Source organism: Sphingopyxis sp. GW821-FHT10B01, from assembly GCF_059415685.1.
In genome coordinates this window covers 389,476-404,992 of the sequence record NZ_JBWKNS010000001.1, presented here as the reverse complement: position 1 = coordinate 404,992, position 15,517 = coordinate 389,476, and the positions used below count along the sequence as shown (strand labels likewise).

Annotated in this window: 14 protein-coding genes and 1 pseudogene; 5 read left to right on the top strand and 10 right to left on the bottom strand. The window is 64.4% G+C overall.

Annotated elements, in window-relative coordinates; translation table 11 throughout:
• The 9 genes from AC07NV_RS01745 to AC07NV_RS01705 are packed head-to-tail and all read right to left on the bottom strand — an operon-like array spanning position 1 to position 8,697.
• A complete protein-coding gene (locus tag AC07NV_RS01745; protein ID WP_495164612.1) occupies positions 1-903 on the bottom strand; it encodes an SDR family oxidoreductase in 903 nt (300 codons plus the stop codon).
• A 5-nt stretch (positions 904-908) separates the two neighbouring features.
• Positions 909-2,060, bottom strand: coding sequence for an acetyl-CoA C-acetyltransferase (locus AC07NV_RS01740; RefSeq protein WP_495164611.1), 1,152 nt, complete (start codon positions 2,058-2,060; stop codon positions 909-911).
• A 12-nt stretch (positions 2,061-2,072) separates the two neighbouring features.
• Complete coding sequence (locus AC07NV_RS01735) at positions 2,073-3,086, bottom strand: acyl-CoA dehydrogenase family protein (RefSeq protein WP_495164610.1); 1,014 nt, start codon at positions 3,084-3,086, stop codon at positions 2,073-2,075.
• 5 nt (positions 3,087-3,091) lie between these two features.
• Entirely contained in the window at positions 3,092-4,243 is a 1,152-nt protein-coding gene (locus tag AC07NV_RS01730) for an acyl-CoA dehydrogenase family protein (protein WP_495164609.1), read from the bottom strand.
• Positions 4,243-4,998, bottom strand: a complete 756-nt coding sequence (locus AC07NV_RS01725; protein ID WP_495164608.1) for an enoyl-CoA hydratase family protein — start codon at positions 4,996-4,998, stop codon at positions 4,243-4,245. The genes AC07NV_RS01730 and AC07NV_RS01725 overlap by 1 nt, the downstream gene beginning before the upstream one ends.
• A gap of 3 nt (positions 4,999-5,001) precedes the next feature.
• Positions 5,002-6,081, bottom strand: coding sequence for an NAD(P)H-dependent flavin oxidoreductase (locus tag AC07NV_RS01720; protein WP_495164607.1), 1,080 nt, complete (start codon positions 6,079-6,081; stop codon positions 5,002-5,004).
• Complete coding sequence (locus tag AC07NV_RS01715) at positions 6,081-7,004, bottom strand: enoyl-CoA hydratase (RefSeq protein WP_495164606.1); 924 nt, start codon at positions 7,002-7,004, stop codon at positions 6,081-6,083. The genes AC07NV_RS01720 and AC07NV_RS01715 overlap by 1 nt, the downstream gene beginning before the upstream one ends.
• A 3-nt stretch (positions 7,005-7,007) precedes the next feature.
• A complete protein-coding gene (locus AC07NV_RS01710) occupies positions 7,008-7,808 on the bottom strand; it encodes a CoA-transferase subunit beta (RefSeq protein WP_495164605.1) in 801 nt (266 codons plus the stop codon).
• A gap of 13 nt (positions 7,809-7,821) precedes the next feature.
• Positions 7,822-8,697 carry a CoA transferase subunit A gene (locus tag AC07NV_RS01705; protein WP_495164604.1) on the bottom strand — a complete coding sequence of 292 codons (876 nt, stop codon included), beginning with the start codon at positions 8,695-8,697 and terminating at the stop codon, positions 7,822-7,824.
• Between the two features lie 151 nt (positions 8,698-8,848).
• Between AC07NV_RS01705 and AC07NV_RS01700 the strand changes: the two genes are divergently transcribed.
• The 4 genes and pseudogenes from AC07NV_RS01700 to AC07NV_RS01685 all read left to right on the top strand — a co-directional run bounded on the left by AC07NV_RS01700 (position 8,849) and on the right by AC07NV_RS01685 (position 12,432).
• Positions 8,849-9,613, top strand: coding sequence for an SDR family oxidoreductase (locus AC07NV_RS01700; protein WP_495164603.1), 765 nt, complete (start codon positions 8,849-8,851; stop codon positions 9,611-9,613).
• A 104-nt stretch (positions 9,614-9,717) separates the two neighbouring features.
• Positions 9,718-10,749 carry an NADP-dependent oxidoreductase gene (locus tag AC07NV_RS01695; protein ID WP_495164602.1) on the top strand — a complete coding sequence of 344 codons (1,032 nt, stop codon included), beginning with the start codon at positions 9,718-9,720 and terminating at the stop codon, positions 10,747-10,749.
• Between the two features lie 110 nt (positions 10,750-10,859).
• A pseudogene (locus AC07NV_RS01690) lies at positions 10,860-11,092 on the top strand (short-chain fatty acyl-CoA regulator family protein); the annotation flags it as partial.
• A 299-nt stretch (positions 11,093-11,391) separates the two neighbouring features.
• Entirely contained in the window at positions 11,392-12,432 is a 1,041-nt protein-coding gene (locus AC07NV_RS01685; protein ID WP_495164601.1) for an MlaA family lipoprotein, read from the top strand.
• 62 nt (positions 12,433-12,494) lie between these two features.
• Here AC07NV_RS01685 and AC07NV_RS01680 read toward each other — a convergent pair whose 3' ends face one another.
• Positions 12,495-13,139 carry a DUF4198 domain-containing protein gene (locus tag AC07NV_RS01680; protein WP_495164600.1) on the bottom strand — a complete coding sequence of 215 codons (645 nt, stop codon included), beginning with the start codon at positions 13,137-13,139 and terminating at the stop codon, positions 12,495-12,497.
• 242 nt (positions 13,140-13,381) lie between these two features.
• Here AC07NV_RS01680 and AC07NV_RS01675 point away from each other — a divergent pair, with 242 nt between their 5' ends.
• A complete protein-coding gene (locus AC07NV_RS01675; RefSeq protein ID WP_495164599.1) occupies positions 13,382-15,445 on the top strand; it encodes a TonB-dependent siderophore receptor in 2,064 nt (687 codons plus the stop codon).
• Positions 15,446-15,517: the final 72 nt, after the last annotated feature.

Genomic DNA, 15,517 nt, shown 5'->3' with positions numbered 1-15,517 from the left:
TCAGCTGCCCCAGACCCGGCGCGGTTCGCTGCGTTCGCCGAGCAACGCATCGACTGCCGCGCCGACATCGGCGGGAGCCCATTTGGCCTGCTGGTCGACCGTTGGTCCGAGCTTCCAGCCATCCTCGATCGTGATCCGGCCGCCCTCCAATTCAAAGACGCAGCCGGTGACATGCTTCGACTGCTCCGACCCCAGCCACACCACGGTCGGCGCGATATTGTCGGGATCCTGCGCGTCGAAACCGCTTTCGACCGCGGCCATCTTGTCGGCAAAGGCGCCTTCGGTCATCCGCGTGCGCGCGGCGGGGGCGAGGGCGTTGGCGGTGATGCCATACCGCCCGAGTTCGGCGGCCTGTACCAAAGTCAGCGCGGCGATGCCGCCCTTCGCGGTCGAATAGGCCGCCTGCGCGATCGAGCCCTGCAGCCCCGCGCCGCTGGTGGTGTTGATGATCCGCGCATCGACGGGATGACCTGCCTTTTGCTGGGCGCGCCAATAATCGACTGCATGGCGGGCGACGCAGAAATGCCCGCGCAGATGGACATGCATCGTCGCGTCCCATTCCTCGGGCGTCGCCGACACGAACATCCGGTCGCGCACGATCCCGGCATTGTTGACGACGATATGCAGGCCGCCGAACGCTTCCACGGCGGCATCGACGATGCGCTTCGCCGCGTCCCAGTCGGTGATGTCCTCATAATTGGCGATGACGTTGCCGCCCGCCGCCTTGATCTCGGCGACCACGGCATCGGCCGCCGATGTATCGCGGCCTTCGCCGGCCAGGCTGGTGCCGATATCGTTGACGACGACATTGGCGCCCTCGGCGGCGAAGGCGAGCGCATAGGAGCGCCCGAGCCCGCGCGCCGCGCCGGTGATGATGACGGTCCGTCCGTCGCAGATACCCATGGGTCTTACAGCCTTTCGATAATGGTGACGTTGGCCTGGCCGCCGCCTTCGCACATGGTCTGGAGGCCATAGCGGCCGCCGGTACGTTCGAGCGCGCCAAGCAAGGTGGTCATCAGCCGCGCGCCGGTGGCGCCGATCGGATGGCCGAGCGCGATCGCGCCGCCCTGCACATTGACCTTCTCGTGCGGGACGCCGAGTTCCTGCATCCACGCCATCGGGATGCTCGCGAACGCCTCATTGCATTCGAACAGGTCGATGTCGTCCACCGACATGCCGGCCTTTTCGAGCGCGTACTTTGTCGCGGGGATCGGGCCGGTGAGCATCCACACCGGATTGTCAGCGCGGACCGAAATATGATGGATGCGCGCGCGGGGCTTCAGGCCATGCGCCTTCACCGCCGCCTCGCTCGCGATCAGGATCGCCGCGGCGCCGTCGCAATTCTGGCTGGCGATACCCGCGGTGATCACCCCGCCTTCGTTGACGGTCCGGAGCGTCGCGAGGCCTTCGGGCGTGGTGGCGGGCCGAACGGTTTCGTCCTGAGTCAAACCTGCGAGCGGTGCGATCTCGGCGGCAAACCAGCCATTGTCGATTGCGGCCTGCGCGCGGCGGTGCGATTCCGCCGCGAACAGCTCCATCGCCTCACGGCTGATGTTCCACTTATTGGCGATCATCTCGGCCGACTTGATCTGGTTGACCTCTTCATCGCCATAGCGCGCCAGCCAGCCGGGCGAGCTGAGAAAGGGATTATCGAAGCCATAGGGCTGGCCCGCGAACATCGCGGCCGAAATCGGGATCGCGTTCATCGCCTGGCTGCCGCCCGCGACGACCAGATCCTGCGTCCCGCTCATCACGCCCTGCGCCGCGAAATGCACCGCTTGTTGCGACGATCCGCATTGCCGGTCGATCGTCGTGCCGGGGACATGTTCGGGAAGCCCGGCGACGAGCCACGCCGTGCGGCCGATATCGCCTGCCTGCGGCCCGATCGTGTCGCAGCATCCCCAGACAACGTCGTCGACCAGATTGGCGTCGATGCCGGTGCGTTCGACCAGCGCCTTGATCGGATGCGCGCCCAGATCGGCGGGGTGAATTCCGGCAAGGCTGCCCTTTTTGCGCCCGATGGGCGTGCGGACGGCGTCGATGATATAGGCTTCAGCCATATTCTTCTTTCCTTATGCGAAGCTGTGGCCGGGGCCGATCGGGAGCGTGCCCCCGATGACGGCGGCGTCGATGCGGCGAAGATGGAAGGTGCGGTCGCCCCACGCGCCCGCGAGCGCCCAGGCGCGTTTCATCCAGAAATGCAGGTCGACCTCATAGGTGTATCCCATCGCGCCGTGCGTCTGGATCGCGGTCTCGCTCATTGCCCAGGCAGCGTCGGTGGCGGCGATCTTGGCGTGGCTGACATGCATTGCGGCGCTGGTATGGCCTTCATCCAGCGCGATCGCGGCGCGCTGGATCACGGGCTTGGCGAACTCGATCTTGACGACCGCGCTCGCCAGATGGTGCTTGACCGCCTGAAAGCTGCCGATCGGCTGACCGAACTGGTTGCGGTTCTTGGCATATTCGGTGCTGAGCGCCAGCATCGCATCGGCAATGCCGACAACCTGCGCGGCGCTGATCAGCGCTGCATGATCGAGCAGCGCATCGGCCGGCCCCACCGCTACGCCCTCGGCCGCGACGGGCGCGAAGAGGCGGCGGAGCGGATCGATGCTGTCGAGCGCTTGGGCATCGCCGGTGCGTTCGGTGAGCAGCAGCTTGCCGTCCTTGACCGAGAGGAGATGGCTCGCGGCGTCGAGATCCGCAACCCATGGATTGACCGGATGCTGCAACGCGACTTTGACTTCGCCCACGGCAATTGCGGCGAGCAGCGCGTTCTGCCCACTCGCCTTGGCAAGCAGCGGCGCGGCGACGAGCGCGGTGTCGGCAAGCGGTTCGGCGACCCCGGCGCGGCCGAGTTCTGCTGCGATCAGCACTGCATCGAGCGGCGACAGGCCAAGCCCCCCCTGCGCCTCGGGAACGAGAAGGCCGGGCAGGCCCATCTCGACAAGGCCCCGCCAGACATCGGCCGAGCGGCGGCTGTCGCTGGCATCGAGGGTGCGTAGCAACTCGGGTCCGTGGACGCCGGTCAGATAGTCGCGCACGCCCTGCGTTAGCGTCGCCTGATCTTCGGTGATCGTGAAATCCATGGCCGTTACCTCGGCAGGCCGAGCAGGCGCTCGGCAATAATGTTGCGCTGGATCTCGTTCGACCCGGCGTAGATCGGACCCGAGAGTGAGAAGATATAGCCCTCGAGCCAGCTGTTGAGCGCGCCGCCATCGAAATGGCGCAGCTCGGCCGACGCGCCGAGCAACTGCATCGCGGTGCGATGCGCGGCGCGGTCGAGTTCGGACCAGAAGATTTTGTTGAGGCTCGCTTCGGCGCCGATGTGCCCGCCCGCCATGATCTTCGAGGCAACGGCATAGGTGTTGTACGCATAGGCCTGCGCGTCCATCCAAGCCTGCATGACCTGCTCGCGCGCGGCCGGCGATGCCGTTGCCTCATGCGCGCGGAACAGCGCGACGAGGCGTTCGGCGGCCGCCTGAAAACGCGCGGGCGAACGCAGCATCAGCCCGCGTTCGAAACCCGCGGTCGCCATCGCGACATTCCAGCCTTCGCCTTCGCCCGCGATGCGGTTTTCGACGGGCACACGCACCTCGTCGAAGAACAGCTCGGCAAAACCCGGATCGCCGTGGAGCTGGCGGATCGGACGCCGCGTGACGCCCGGCGCATTGAGATCGAACAGGATGAAGCTCAGCCCCTTGTGGCGCTTCGATTCGAGGTCGGTGCGGAACAGCCCGAAACCCCAGTCGGCAAAGCTCGCGCGGCTCGACCAGGTTTTCTGGCCCGAGATCACATAATGATCGCCATCGCGGATCGCCTTCGATGTGATCGCCGCCATGTCCGACCCCGCATTGGGCTCGGACCATGCCTGCGCCCAGATCACTTCGCCCCTCGCCATCGGGGTCAGGAAACGCGCCTTCTGTTCCTCGGTGCCGAACTCCATGACCGTCGGGCCGAGCAGGAAGATACCGTTCTGGTTGACGCGCAGCGGCGCGCCGGCGCGATAATATTCCTCTTCGAAGATCAGCCACTGGATCAGGTCGAGCCCGCGCCCGCCATAAGCCTCGGGCCACGTCACCATGCCCCAATTGCCGCTGGCGAGCTTGCGCTCCCATTCGACATGCTGGTGATAGCCGTCCTCGCGCTCGAGCGTGACGAGCGGTTCCCTGGGGACGTTGGCTTCCATCCACGCGCGCACTTCGGCGCGGAAATCCTGTTGTTCGGATGTGTAGGCGAGGTCCATCAGAATTCGGCCGCCTTGCCCGTCTCGACAAAGGCGTCGCGCGATTTCTGGCTGTCTTCGTGCATATACATTTCGAGCGTGAAGCCCTGTTCCCAGCGATAGCCGCGATCGACGTCGCGCGGTTCGAGGCCGTTCAATGCTTCCTTGGCGAGGACGAGCGCCTTGCGCGATTTGCCCGCGATGATCGCGGCAAAGGCGCGCGCTTCCTCGACCAATGCTTCGCGGGGCACGATCTTTTCGACCGCGCCCAGCCGGTACGCTTCCTCGGCGGGAATATTGCCGCCGGTGAAGAAGGCTGCGCGCACCTTGTGGAGTGGCAGCATGCGCGAGAGGTGCGACGCGCCGCCCATCGCGCCGCGATCGACTTCGGGCAGCGAGAAGAAGGCGTCGTCGGCCGCGATGATCGTGTCCGAAGCGCCGCAGATGCCGATGCCGCCGCCGATCACGAATTTGTGGACCGCGACGACGACGGGAACCTCGCAGTCGCGTACCGCCTTGAAGGTCAGGTAATTGCCGCGGTTGAGCAGGGTGATGCGTTCGGGGTGCGCCTGCATTTCCTTTATGTCGACGCCGCCACAGAAACCGCGCGCGCTCTCGGCGGCGCGGATGAGGACGACGTTGACGTCGGGATTGCTGCCCGCGTCGCGGATGATCGCGGGCAGGCTGTTCCACGTTTCGCTGTCGAACGCGTTGACTGGCGGAACGTCGAAGATGATCTCGGCGATGCGGTCGTTGATTTCGGTATGGATCGGCATGGTTCAGGCCTCCGTTTTCGAGGGGGCGGAAAGGGCGGCGAGGCGCGCGCGCGCCTCGGTTTCGATGCTTGCGACAAGGTCGGCGCAGCTCGGCAGATCATCCAGCCGTCCGGCGACGAGCCCCGTCGCCATCAGACCGTGGTCGGGATCGCCCTCGACGACCGCCTTCTGGATCAGCATCGGGGCGGAGGCGGCCATCATCGCCTGCGGCAGGGTGAGCCCGCCATGGCTGGTCATGCCCCTGGCGGCTTTGAACAGCTCGCCGAATGAGGCGCCGGTCTGGCGTTTCATCTGCAATCCGCTTTCGATCGCGCGGCGCCAGATGCCGAGACCCGACGAACGCTCGATCCGGTTCAGCAGCGCATTTTTGATCATCCGCTGCGGCAGGCCATCGACTTTGGTCGACACAAGAATATCGTCGGTGCCCGCCCTGACGTAGCGCGCCTTGGTCAGTTCGGGGATCGGGCTTTCGCGCGTCATCAGAAAGCGCGTACCCATCGCGATGCCGACCGCGCCATAGGCCAGCGCCGCCGCGAGCCCGCGTCCGTCGCCGAAACCGCCCGCGGCGATCACCGGTACCTTCACCGCGTCGAGCACCTGCGGGAGCAGGATCGTCGAGGCGACCGATCCGGTGTGCCCGCCGCCTTCGCCGCCCTGTACCGTCACCATATCGACGCCGAGCTGCACCATCTTCTGCGCATGTTTGACCGCGCCGACGGTGGGGATGCAGAGGATGCCCGCATCCTTGAAGCGCCCGATCATCTTCGCATCGGGGCCGCGCCCGAAACTGACGGCACGTACCTGATCGCGGTGCTTCAGGATGATCTCGACGATCTCCGCCGCGCCCGGCTGGAACATGTGGAAATTGACGCCGAAGGGCTGTTTCGTGCCCCGCTTGACCGCGATGATCGCGGCTTCGAGCTCGGCGGGCTGCATCACCGCGCCCGCGAGGAAGCCGAAGGCGCCCGCCTCGCTCGACGCGATCACCAGCCGCGGCGTCGCGATCCAGCCCATCGCGGTCTGAATCACCGGCAGCCGGCAGCCGAGCCGTTCGGTCAGGAGGGTGGCGAGCGGATCGGCCATCAGCCTGCGTCCCGATCCTTTTGACCGGCGTCTTTCTTGTTGGCTTCGGCCATCTTCTTGCCGTCGAACCCGGCGATATAGTCGCCCTTGACCAGACTGTTGTTGGCGTGGGCGAAATGGTGATAGCCGAACGCCGCGTCGATCCCGGCATTCTTGCCCGCCAGCGTCTCCATATGGTTGCACGCCTGCTTCGCGAGTTGCAGCGCGAGGCGCGGCTGGGTCGCGATCCGCTCGGCGACGCGCTTCACTTCGTCGGCCAGCTCGGCGCGCGGCACGACGCGGTTGACCATCCCGGCTTCGCGCGCGCGCTCGGCGCTCATCCGGTCGCCGAGGAACAGGAATTCCTTCGCCAGCCGGACATTGAGTTCGTGGCAATGTGCGAAATATTCGAGGCCCGGAAAGCCCATCTGCAAAACCGGATCCTGAAAGAAGGCGTCGTCGGAAGCGATGATCAGGTCGCACACCCAGGCGAGCATCAGCCCGCCGGCGATGCAGCCGCCGTGGACCTGCGCGATGGTCGGCTTGGGAATGTCCCGCCACCTTTTGCACATGCCCAGATATTGTTCCTGTTCGCGGGCATAGGCCTTTTCGGCGCCCGCCTTGGTCGAATGATCGTACCACATCAGCCGGCGCTCGACGGGCGAATGAAAGTCACGCCCCGGTGTGCCGATGTCGTGGCCTGCACTGAAATGCTTGGCATCCGATTTCAGCACGATGACCTTGACCGCATCGTCATTGACCGCGCGGATGAAGGCGTCGTCGAGCGCGTAGGTCATCTGGCTGTTCTGGACGTTGTGATATTGCGGGCGGTTGAGCGTCACCCACGCAATGCCGTCGGCGGCTTCATAGAGGACGGGCGTGTCGGTCTCATAGTCCGGCGTTTCATCGACCGGGGGGACCAGCCCGTCATTCTGCTCGTTCATGGCTCAGCTCCTCTTGCCCGCGGGATTGTCCTTGAGCACCGTTGCACGCAGATTGTGCGGGTCGAGCCGCGCGATGATCGCGAGCTGTTCGGCGGTCGGGGTGGGGGTCGTCTTGATCTCGGCCGCGGCTTCGAGCGCGAAGCCCGTGGCTTCCTGCACCTGATCGAAGGTCACGCCCGGATGCAGCATGACGACGCGGATCGCATTGTCTTTGCCGCCGAAATCCATGACGCAAAGGTCGGTGACGATCAGCCGCAGGTCGACGCGACTGAAATTGACGCCGGGGGTGCGGCGCGCCGGGTTGTAGCCGACGCTCGACACCATATCGACCTCGCCCTCGACGAAGATGCGTTTCGAATGCGCGGGTACGAACATCGAATTGATGTGGCAGATGCTGTTGCCCGGAAAACCGCGCGCGCCGAGCATCTGCACCTTCGGCTGGTCATAGGTGCCGCCAAGGTAGGAGATGTTCGTCTGGCCGAAGCGGTCGATCTGGCTCGGCGTCACCATCGCGTGGCGCTTGCCCGACCACACCGCGGCATCGAAGAAACGCGAGAAGGGAAGATAGCCCGCCGCCTTGCGGTCGTCGTAACCGCGCGGGCCGAGCGGCACCGGGTCCTCGACCAGATACGCCTCGCCGTCGGTCATCATCAGTTCGGGGGTGTGCGTCAGCTTGGCGAGGCCGGCGGCGAGGCGCGGCGCCGGGCCGATGCCGGTCGCAACGAGTTCGCCATTGCCGCGCCACGCCTCGGACGCGGCGACGATCAACTGTTCGCAAAGAGTGAAATCGGGTGCGGTGGTCATGGTGTCGGCCGCCTCAGAAAATGGGAAGGGGAAGGGCGGCGACGGCGTCCTTGCCGCCGACGCGTTCTAGATAGCCCGCTTCGTCGGCGCCGATCGTGTCGGCTGCATAGTCAGCCCAGCCGCCGTCCTCGCGCGCGCTCGCGGCATAGGTTTTGAGGTGTTTCATGTCCCAGCCGTACGAGGGCGGCATCGAGGTCGGGTGCGCGCCGAGCGGCGCCTCGATCACCCCATGGACGAAGCAGCGCTCGACGATGTTCGCGCGCGCGTCCTCGGGATAGCTATGATCCATCCGCTCGACGACTTCCTCGGCCGAGACGAAAGTGCGGTCGGCGGCGCGCGCGAACCATTCGTCATAATAGGTGTCGGGGCCGAGCGCCTGGATATTGCCGAGCCGGTCGGCGCGGTTGACGTGGACGAGCGCCGCGTCAAGCCGGAGCGCGGGCATGGCGAGCAAGACTTCGCCATCGTCGTAGGGCGACTGAACCGTCCTGAATCCGCCGTGCGTCATCACATCGGTGCCGAGTCCGACATGGGTGGGGAGGAAGGGCAGGCGGAATGCCGCAGCCTTCAGCCCCCATTGCAGCATGCCTTCGTCGAGTTCGAGAATGTCGAGCGTTCCGGCCTCGCGCGCCTTGCGGAAATAGGGTTCGAGCGGGATCGCATCCATCGAGACGAAGCCGAAGATCAGCTTCTTCACCTTGCCAGCAGCGCAGAGCATGCCGACATCGGGGCCGCCGTAAGTGACGATCGTCAGGTCGGTCAGGTCCGAACGCAATATGGCGCGGATCAACGTCATCGGCTTGCGGCGTGGTCCCCAGCCTCCAATCCCGATCGTCATCCCGCTCTTCAGCGAGGCGACGAACTGTTCGATGGTCAGTTGCTTGTTCAATCCACTCTCCAGCCAAAAGGCGCCGGGTACGAGGGCACCCGCGATGTCGCTGGATGGATAGGCGCGCTGGTCGTTCGCCCGATACCACCATATGGAGAGAGACTTTCACGCCGCCCGGCAGGAGAGAGGCGGGTGAGAAATGGAGATGGTTATGGCGGACGAGAAACAGCGCGTGGCACTCGTGACCGGCGGCAGCCGCGGGATCGGCCGCGCGATCGCGGAGCGACTGCTGGAAGACGGGATGCGGGTCGTCATCTGCGGCCGCAACGCCCCCGACGACCTGCCGCGTCATCATGACGCGGCGGCCGAGTTCGAGGCGTGCGATGTGCGTTCGGCGGACGAGGTTCAGGCGATGGTCGACCGTATTTTCGAACGCCACGGCCGGCTTGATCTTGCCGTGAACAATGCCGGGGGCTCGCCCGAAGCTGACGCGGCCTCCGCTTCGCCGCGCTTTTCGGAACGCGTCCTCGCGCTCAACCTGCTCGCGCCCCTTCATGTGGCGCAGGCTGTAAACCGCATCATGCAGGCGCAGGACGAGGGCGGCAGTATCGTCAATATTGCGAGCGTCTCGGGCGTGCGCCCGTCGCCCGGGACGGCGATCTATGGCGCTGCAAAGGCTGGATTGCTGAGCCTCACCGAATCGCTTGCCATGGAATGGGGGGCGAAGGTGCGCGTCAACGCGATCATCGTCGGACTGGTCGCCACCGAAGCGGCGGCCGACCATTATGGCGGCGCTGAGGGGATGAAGCGGATCGACGCGATGCTGCCGCTCGGCCGCATGGCGCGCGGGCCCGATATCGCCGGTGTTGTCAGCTTTCTGGCGTCGCCGGATGCGGCCTATATCAGCGGTGCAAGGATTGCCGCACATGGCGGTGGCGAGCGGCCAGCCTTCCTGGGTCTAGCCCACACGGGCTGATGTCGAAAACATATTGTGCTTGGCGCAGGACAATCGCGACCTAGCGAAGGCGCCGGACCGTTGCGATAGTAGGCCACCGTTCACTTTTGTACCGGAGTGCCGCCATGCCCGCAGAGACCGTCAATCGCCAGTGGCTGCTCGCGCGGCGCCCGAGGGGGCAGGTCAGCGTCGAGGATTTCGTGCGGCAAGATGCGCCCATGCCGCACGCCGATCTGGCCGCCGGCGAAATTCTCGTCCGCAACCTCATGCTCGGCTTCGATCCAGCGCAGCGCGGATGGATGGACGATGCCCCCAGCTATCTGCCTCCCATCATGATCGGCGAGCCCGTGCGCGGTAGTGCGGCCGGGCGCGTGATCGCGTCGACCAATCCGGCTTTTCCCGAGGGCTCGATGGTACGCGGCTTGTTCGGATGGCAGGATTATGCCGTTGCGGCACGGGTGGGCGATCCCGACCCGGTGGCTGTTCCGGAAGGGACGACGCCCGAAGAGGCGTTGGGGGTGTTCGGCGCGGCAAGCCTCACCGCCTATGTCGGCATGCACGACGTCGGCCGGCTTCGCGCGGGGGATTGCGTGCTCGTCTCGGGCGCGGCGGGCGCGGTCGGATCGGTTGCGATCCAGATCGCGCGGCTTGCGGGCGCGCGCGTGATCGGAATCGCCGGGGGGGGCGAAAAATGCCGCTGGCTGGTCGAGGATTATGGCGCTGACGCCGCGATCGATTATCGCAATGAGGATGTCCGGGGGCGGCTCCGGGCGCTTGCGCCCGATGGGATCGACCTGTTCTTCGACAATGTCGGTGGCCCGACGCTCGAGGCGGGGATCGCACATATCGCGTGCTTCGGGCGGATTGTGCTGTGCGGCGCCATTTCAGGCTATAACGACACACAGAGCACCCCCGGTCCGCGCAACCTGATGCGGCTGATCCCCCAACGCGCCGAGATGCGAGGCTTTATCCTGCTCGACCATCTGGACCGCGTGCCCGTTGCAATGGCCGACCTTCGGCAATGGGTCAGCAGCGGCCAGATCCGCTATCGTACCGACATCCAGCATGGTTTCGACGCTATTCCACAAACATTCCTGCGCCTGTTCAGCGGCTCGAACCAGGGCAAGCAGTTGCTGCGGATCGAGGGGGTTCGGTAGGTTCGGGCTATCGACGCGGCAGGCGTCGTTTCATGGCCCGCGCAAATTTTGTGAGCCGCTCGGAGTCTCGCGGCCAGGATGGTTGAACGTGGCTCTCGACGCTTCAGCGCGCCGAAACGCGTGGCATCCCGTTCTTTTTCGTTCGCGTCGACCGGGCAGGGAATATTTCAAGCGCCAGTCCGCGACAGATTTCCACTTCTCGCGCGTTGGCGGCTCATGTCCGCTCTGGAATTTCTCTGGGGCCTTTGCCCAACCCGGCAAGGTGTCGACCCAGATTGCGCAGATGCCGGATAGCCGCACCTATATGTGGGTGGCGCGATCCCGTTTCCCTGAGTCGGCATGACGCGTATCGGGGGCGTCCTCGACCGATACCGATGCCGCGGAAGGTGTGTACTGGCCCTTCGCGAGGAAACTGGCCGGTGGCTGGAGATGCGGTGGCGATCACGTAACAGGCATAGCTTTTTTTCTTTCCTCCCGGTCGGGGAAGGGTAAGGCTGCATGCCCGCGATAGCGGGTCAGGCAGCTTTGGATGAAGAGGAGGGGGCGTCCTTTGATCATGGTTTCGGGCTGGCACCCCGGGCAAGGAGTTAGACATATGCGAGCGAGGCTCAAAATTCCGGTGATGGCAGGATCTCACTCACGATGAGCATCTCGACCGTCGCAGCGCTTCTCCTGCTGTCCGGGGCACCGCCCGCTCTCGCAGATATTGCACCCGAAAGCCGGTCAGAAGTCGAGCCGCAGCAGCCCGATGGCGATCCGGTCCGCGCCGAGCCGCCGTTGGTCGTGCCGACAACCGGAAATATCCCGCCTCCCTCTCCGGACGCAACCGCAACATATAATGGCGAGCCGCCCGCCGAAATGCCGTCGTCGCCGAATGATATCGTGGTGACGGCACGCGGTGAGGCGCCGCCGGGTGATCCCCTGCAAGACGTCAACATTACGTCGTTTCGGGTGGTCCAGTCGGTCGACAAGGCGCTCGTTGCCCCGGTCGCCACGGGCTATCAAGGCATCGTTCCCGAGCCGGTCCGCGACGGGCTTGGCAATGTGCTGCGGAACCTGAGCGAACCCGTCAATTTTCTGAACTTTCTGCTGCAGTTCAAGATTGGCAAGGCCGCCGAGACGCTCGGTCGCTTCGCCGTCAACACGACCTTCGGCGTCGGAGGGCTTTTCGATGTCGCGAAGACGAAGCCGTTCGACCTGCCTTATCGACGCAATGGCTTTGCCAATACATTGGGCTTTTACGGGGTCGAGCCCGGTCCCTATTTCTACCTTCCGCTCATCGGGTCGACGACATTACGCGACCTGGCCGGCAACAGCATCGATCTGCTCGTCGTGCCGACCGCGGTCGGTGCGCCTTTCAATCGTACGGCCTATGCGGTTCCGACAACCGTGATCAGGCAGCTCAACGATCGCATCGAGGGCGACGCCGAGATCGAGCGCCTGCAGGAAGAAAGCGCTGATCCCTATGTCGAGACGCGCACCCTCTATCTCGAAATGCGCCAACGCGAAATCGACGCGTTGAAAGGCAGGGTCAGCGACGTCCCAGCCGGTCCCCAAGCCGGAACCATCACCGGTCAGACCGGATCTTTGCCCGGTTCTGGACCGCCCGCTGCCGGCCAACCTGTCGATATCGGGACACCGGCGGCGGATGGTTCGCCCCCCGCTCTCCGTGAGCACCAATGATACAGATTTGAGGTTGTTGCGAAGTCGGAAGGCGGCCGGCCCGCAATCGGCCAGGTCCAGGCCTACCGTTTTGCAAAAGTCAGGGTCGAAACATGGATGGTCTTCGCGACCGTTTTGCCGCCCAGGGTGCGCGCGCCTTCGACATCGTGCGAGACCGACAGCAGGTAGCGTCCCGGCGTAGTCACCGGAACCGTGACGTGGCCCCGTGCGTCGGCGGTGAAGCTCTTCTGCCAGCGATCGGCATTGACGACGGTCACCTTCGCGCCTGCAAGCGGCTTTCCGAGCCAGCTGACGGCAAAACTGTCGGCGTTGGCGCTGACGGGGCTGATCTCGAGATCGAGAGCCGTCCCGGGTTCCTCGCGTCCGGCGCGCGCATAATAGACGACGCCTTCCCATTTTCCGCCTTCGCCTTCCCACGGCGCGAAGACATTGTCGTCGGTGAGGCGGACGTCGCCGGATCCGGTGATCGCGGCCTCGATATGGTTCGCCCGGCGGACAAGCGGTGCGGATTTCGAGGCGTCGGCGTGGAGCAGCTTCGGCGCCTTGAGGTTGCGGAACTCGGGGTCACCTGCCTCGGGCATGACGTCCGCGGGTTCGCCCAGATAGATGCGGGCGGGACCCGTCGCATCGCGCTCGATCCAGACTTCGTGAGCCGACGCGGGAAGCGCAAACAGTGCACAAGCGACGGCGGCAAGGCGTTTCATCATGATCGGGCTCCTGAGCGGGTGATGTTTTCCGTCTGTACGACGGTGTCGATGCAAATCTTGTTGCGAGTATTTCGCAACTGATATCAGCTGAAATTTGGTAATAAGAATCATTTGCAATAAAAGATCGACTTTGGCAAGAGCCGCCCCGGGGCGGGGGCCACGAAGATTTCAGCGCGATCAACGGCAGCGCCGATTGCCGGTTCGGACATCTCCTCAAGCCTCGAAACAAAGGGATTCTCCTCATGAATTTTGCCAAACTCGCGTTGCTCGCCTGCACAGCCCTTGGCAGCACCATAGCCTGTGCCGACGAGGTCGATGCGGGTGCGAGCGAGCGGTCGGAGATCGTGGTGACCGGCGCGCGTAGCGAAAGCATGGCGGGGACCAAGACCGAGACACCGCTCATCGAAACACCGCAGCCGATCACGGTCGTCACCGACGACCAGTATCTTTCGCAGGGTGCGATCAACATCAGCGACACGGTGCGCTACACCGCCGGCGTCACCGCCAACCCCTATGGTCGCGACAGCCGTGTCGACAGCTTCGTCATCCGCGGTATCGACGCCCTCCAGTTCCGTGACGGCATGCGCGATATCTTCAGCTATTACGCCAGCATCACCTCGGACCCGTACAATTTTTCGCGCGTCGAAGTCGTTCGCGGGCCGGCGTCGGTACTCTTCGGTCAGGGTTCGATCGGCGGCATTGTCAATCTCGTATCGAAGGCGCCCGGTTTCGAGACGCGCGGCGAGGCCAGCCTCGTCTATGGCAGCTATGACCGCAAAGAGGTGCTCGGCGACGTCAATCTTGCGCTGTCCGATACATTCGCGATCCGCGCAGTGGGCCGCGTTCGCGATGCCGACACCTATGTCGATCATGTTCCAGACGACCGCATCATGTTCGCGCCGTCGATCCGGTGGCAACCGACCCCCGACACGGACATCGTGCTCACCGGCCTTTATCAGAAGGACGAGGGGGGCTCGACGCCGCAGTTCCTGCCAATTGTCGGCACCTTCCGCGACAACCCGAACAACCCCGACCGGCTCGATCCTTTTCTTTTCGTCGGCAGGCCCGGCTGGGACCGTTATGACGGACGGCTGCTGCAGGGTGGCGGCAGTATCACCCAGCGCTTTGGCGATGCGATCCAGCTCAGCGCCAAGGCGCGCTATATCGACGCCGACCTGTCCTATTTTACCCATTATACCGACAGCTATTCGAACCCGACAAACCCCTATCTCGATCCCGCCGGACGGATGATCGGCCTGTACAGCGACGGTAACATCGCGCGCACCAACGTCTTCTCGACCGACAGCAATGTGCAGTTCAAGTTCAACACAGGCGCCGCGATCGAGCATACGCTGCTCGCGGGCATCGACTACAGCTGGAACAAGGTCCGCAAGCGCGGGGGCTTCGGCTTCGAGATCGTCGACCTTTACGACATCGACTATGACGCGCTGGCGATCCCGGCGATCAGCCCCGATTTTTCGACCGATGTCCAGAAACAGCTTGGCTTTTACGTCCAGGACCAGATCCGCTTATGGGACCGCGTCTCGGTCGTCCTCGGCGCGCGCCGCGACCGGGTGAAGTCGAATTATTCCAACGGCACCACGGCAACCGACAAGGCGACGACATTCCGTGCGGGGATTATCGGCGAACTCGGCGCGGGATTTTCGCCTTTCTTCAGCTACACCGAATCCTTCCTGCCGATCACGCCTTCTGCGACCGACCTCGTGCGGCTGAAGCCGCAGACTGGAACGCAGTATGAGGCCGGGGTAAAATGGCAGCCCGACGCCACCACGCTGGTCACGGTCACCGCATTCCACATCAAGGAATCGGGTCGTCCGATCGATGGCCCGACCCCGGGCGTTCGCCTCCAGTCGGGCAAGCTCACCACAAAGGGGATCGAAGTTGAGGCGAGCCGGACCCTGCCCGGAAACTTCGAACTGCTGGTAAACTACGGATATAACAAGCTAACGTCCGACGACAGCCCGTACTTCACCTATATGCCGCGGCATAACGCTTCGGTCTGGGCAACGAAAAGCTTCGGCATCGGCGACGGGGCTCGGTTGCGGCTGGGGGCAGGCGCCGTCTATACGGGCAAGCGCACATCGGTCGGTCCGGCCTGGACGATCGTCACGCCCGACAACACGACGGTCGATGCACTGGCCGAAGTCACATGGGACAAATGGCGCTTCGCGGTCAACGCGACCAACCTTCTCGACAACATCTACTACGCCTCGTGCCTCGACAGGGGCGACTGTTTCATGGGCGCGCCGCGCAACGTGATGGGCACGATCGGCTATCGTTTCTGATTTTTCCGGGTTGATATTCTGCGCGCAGAACAGGGGATTATGATGTTGTAACTGCCGACGCGGCGCGCCGGC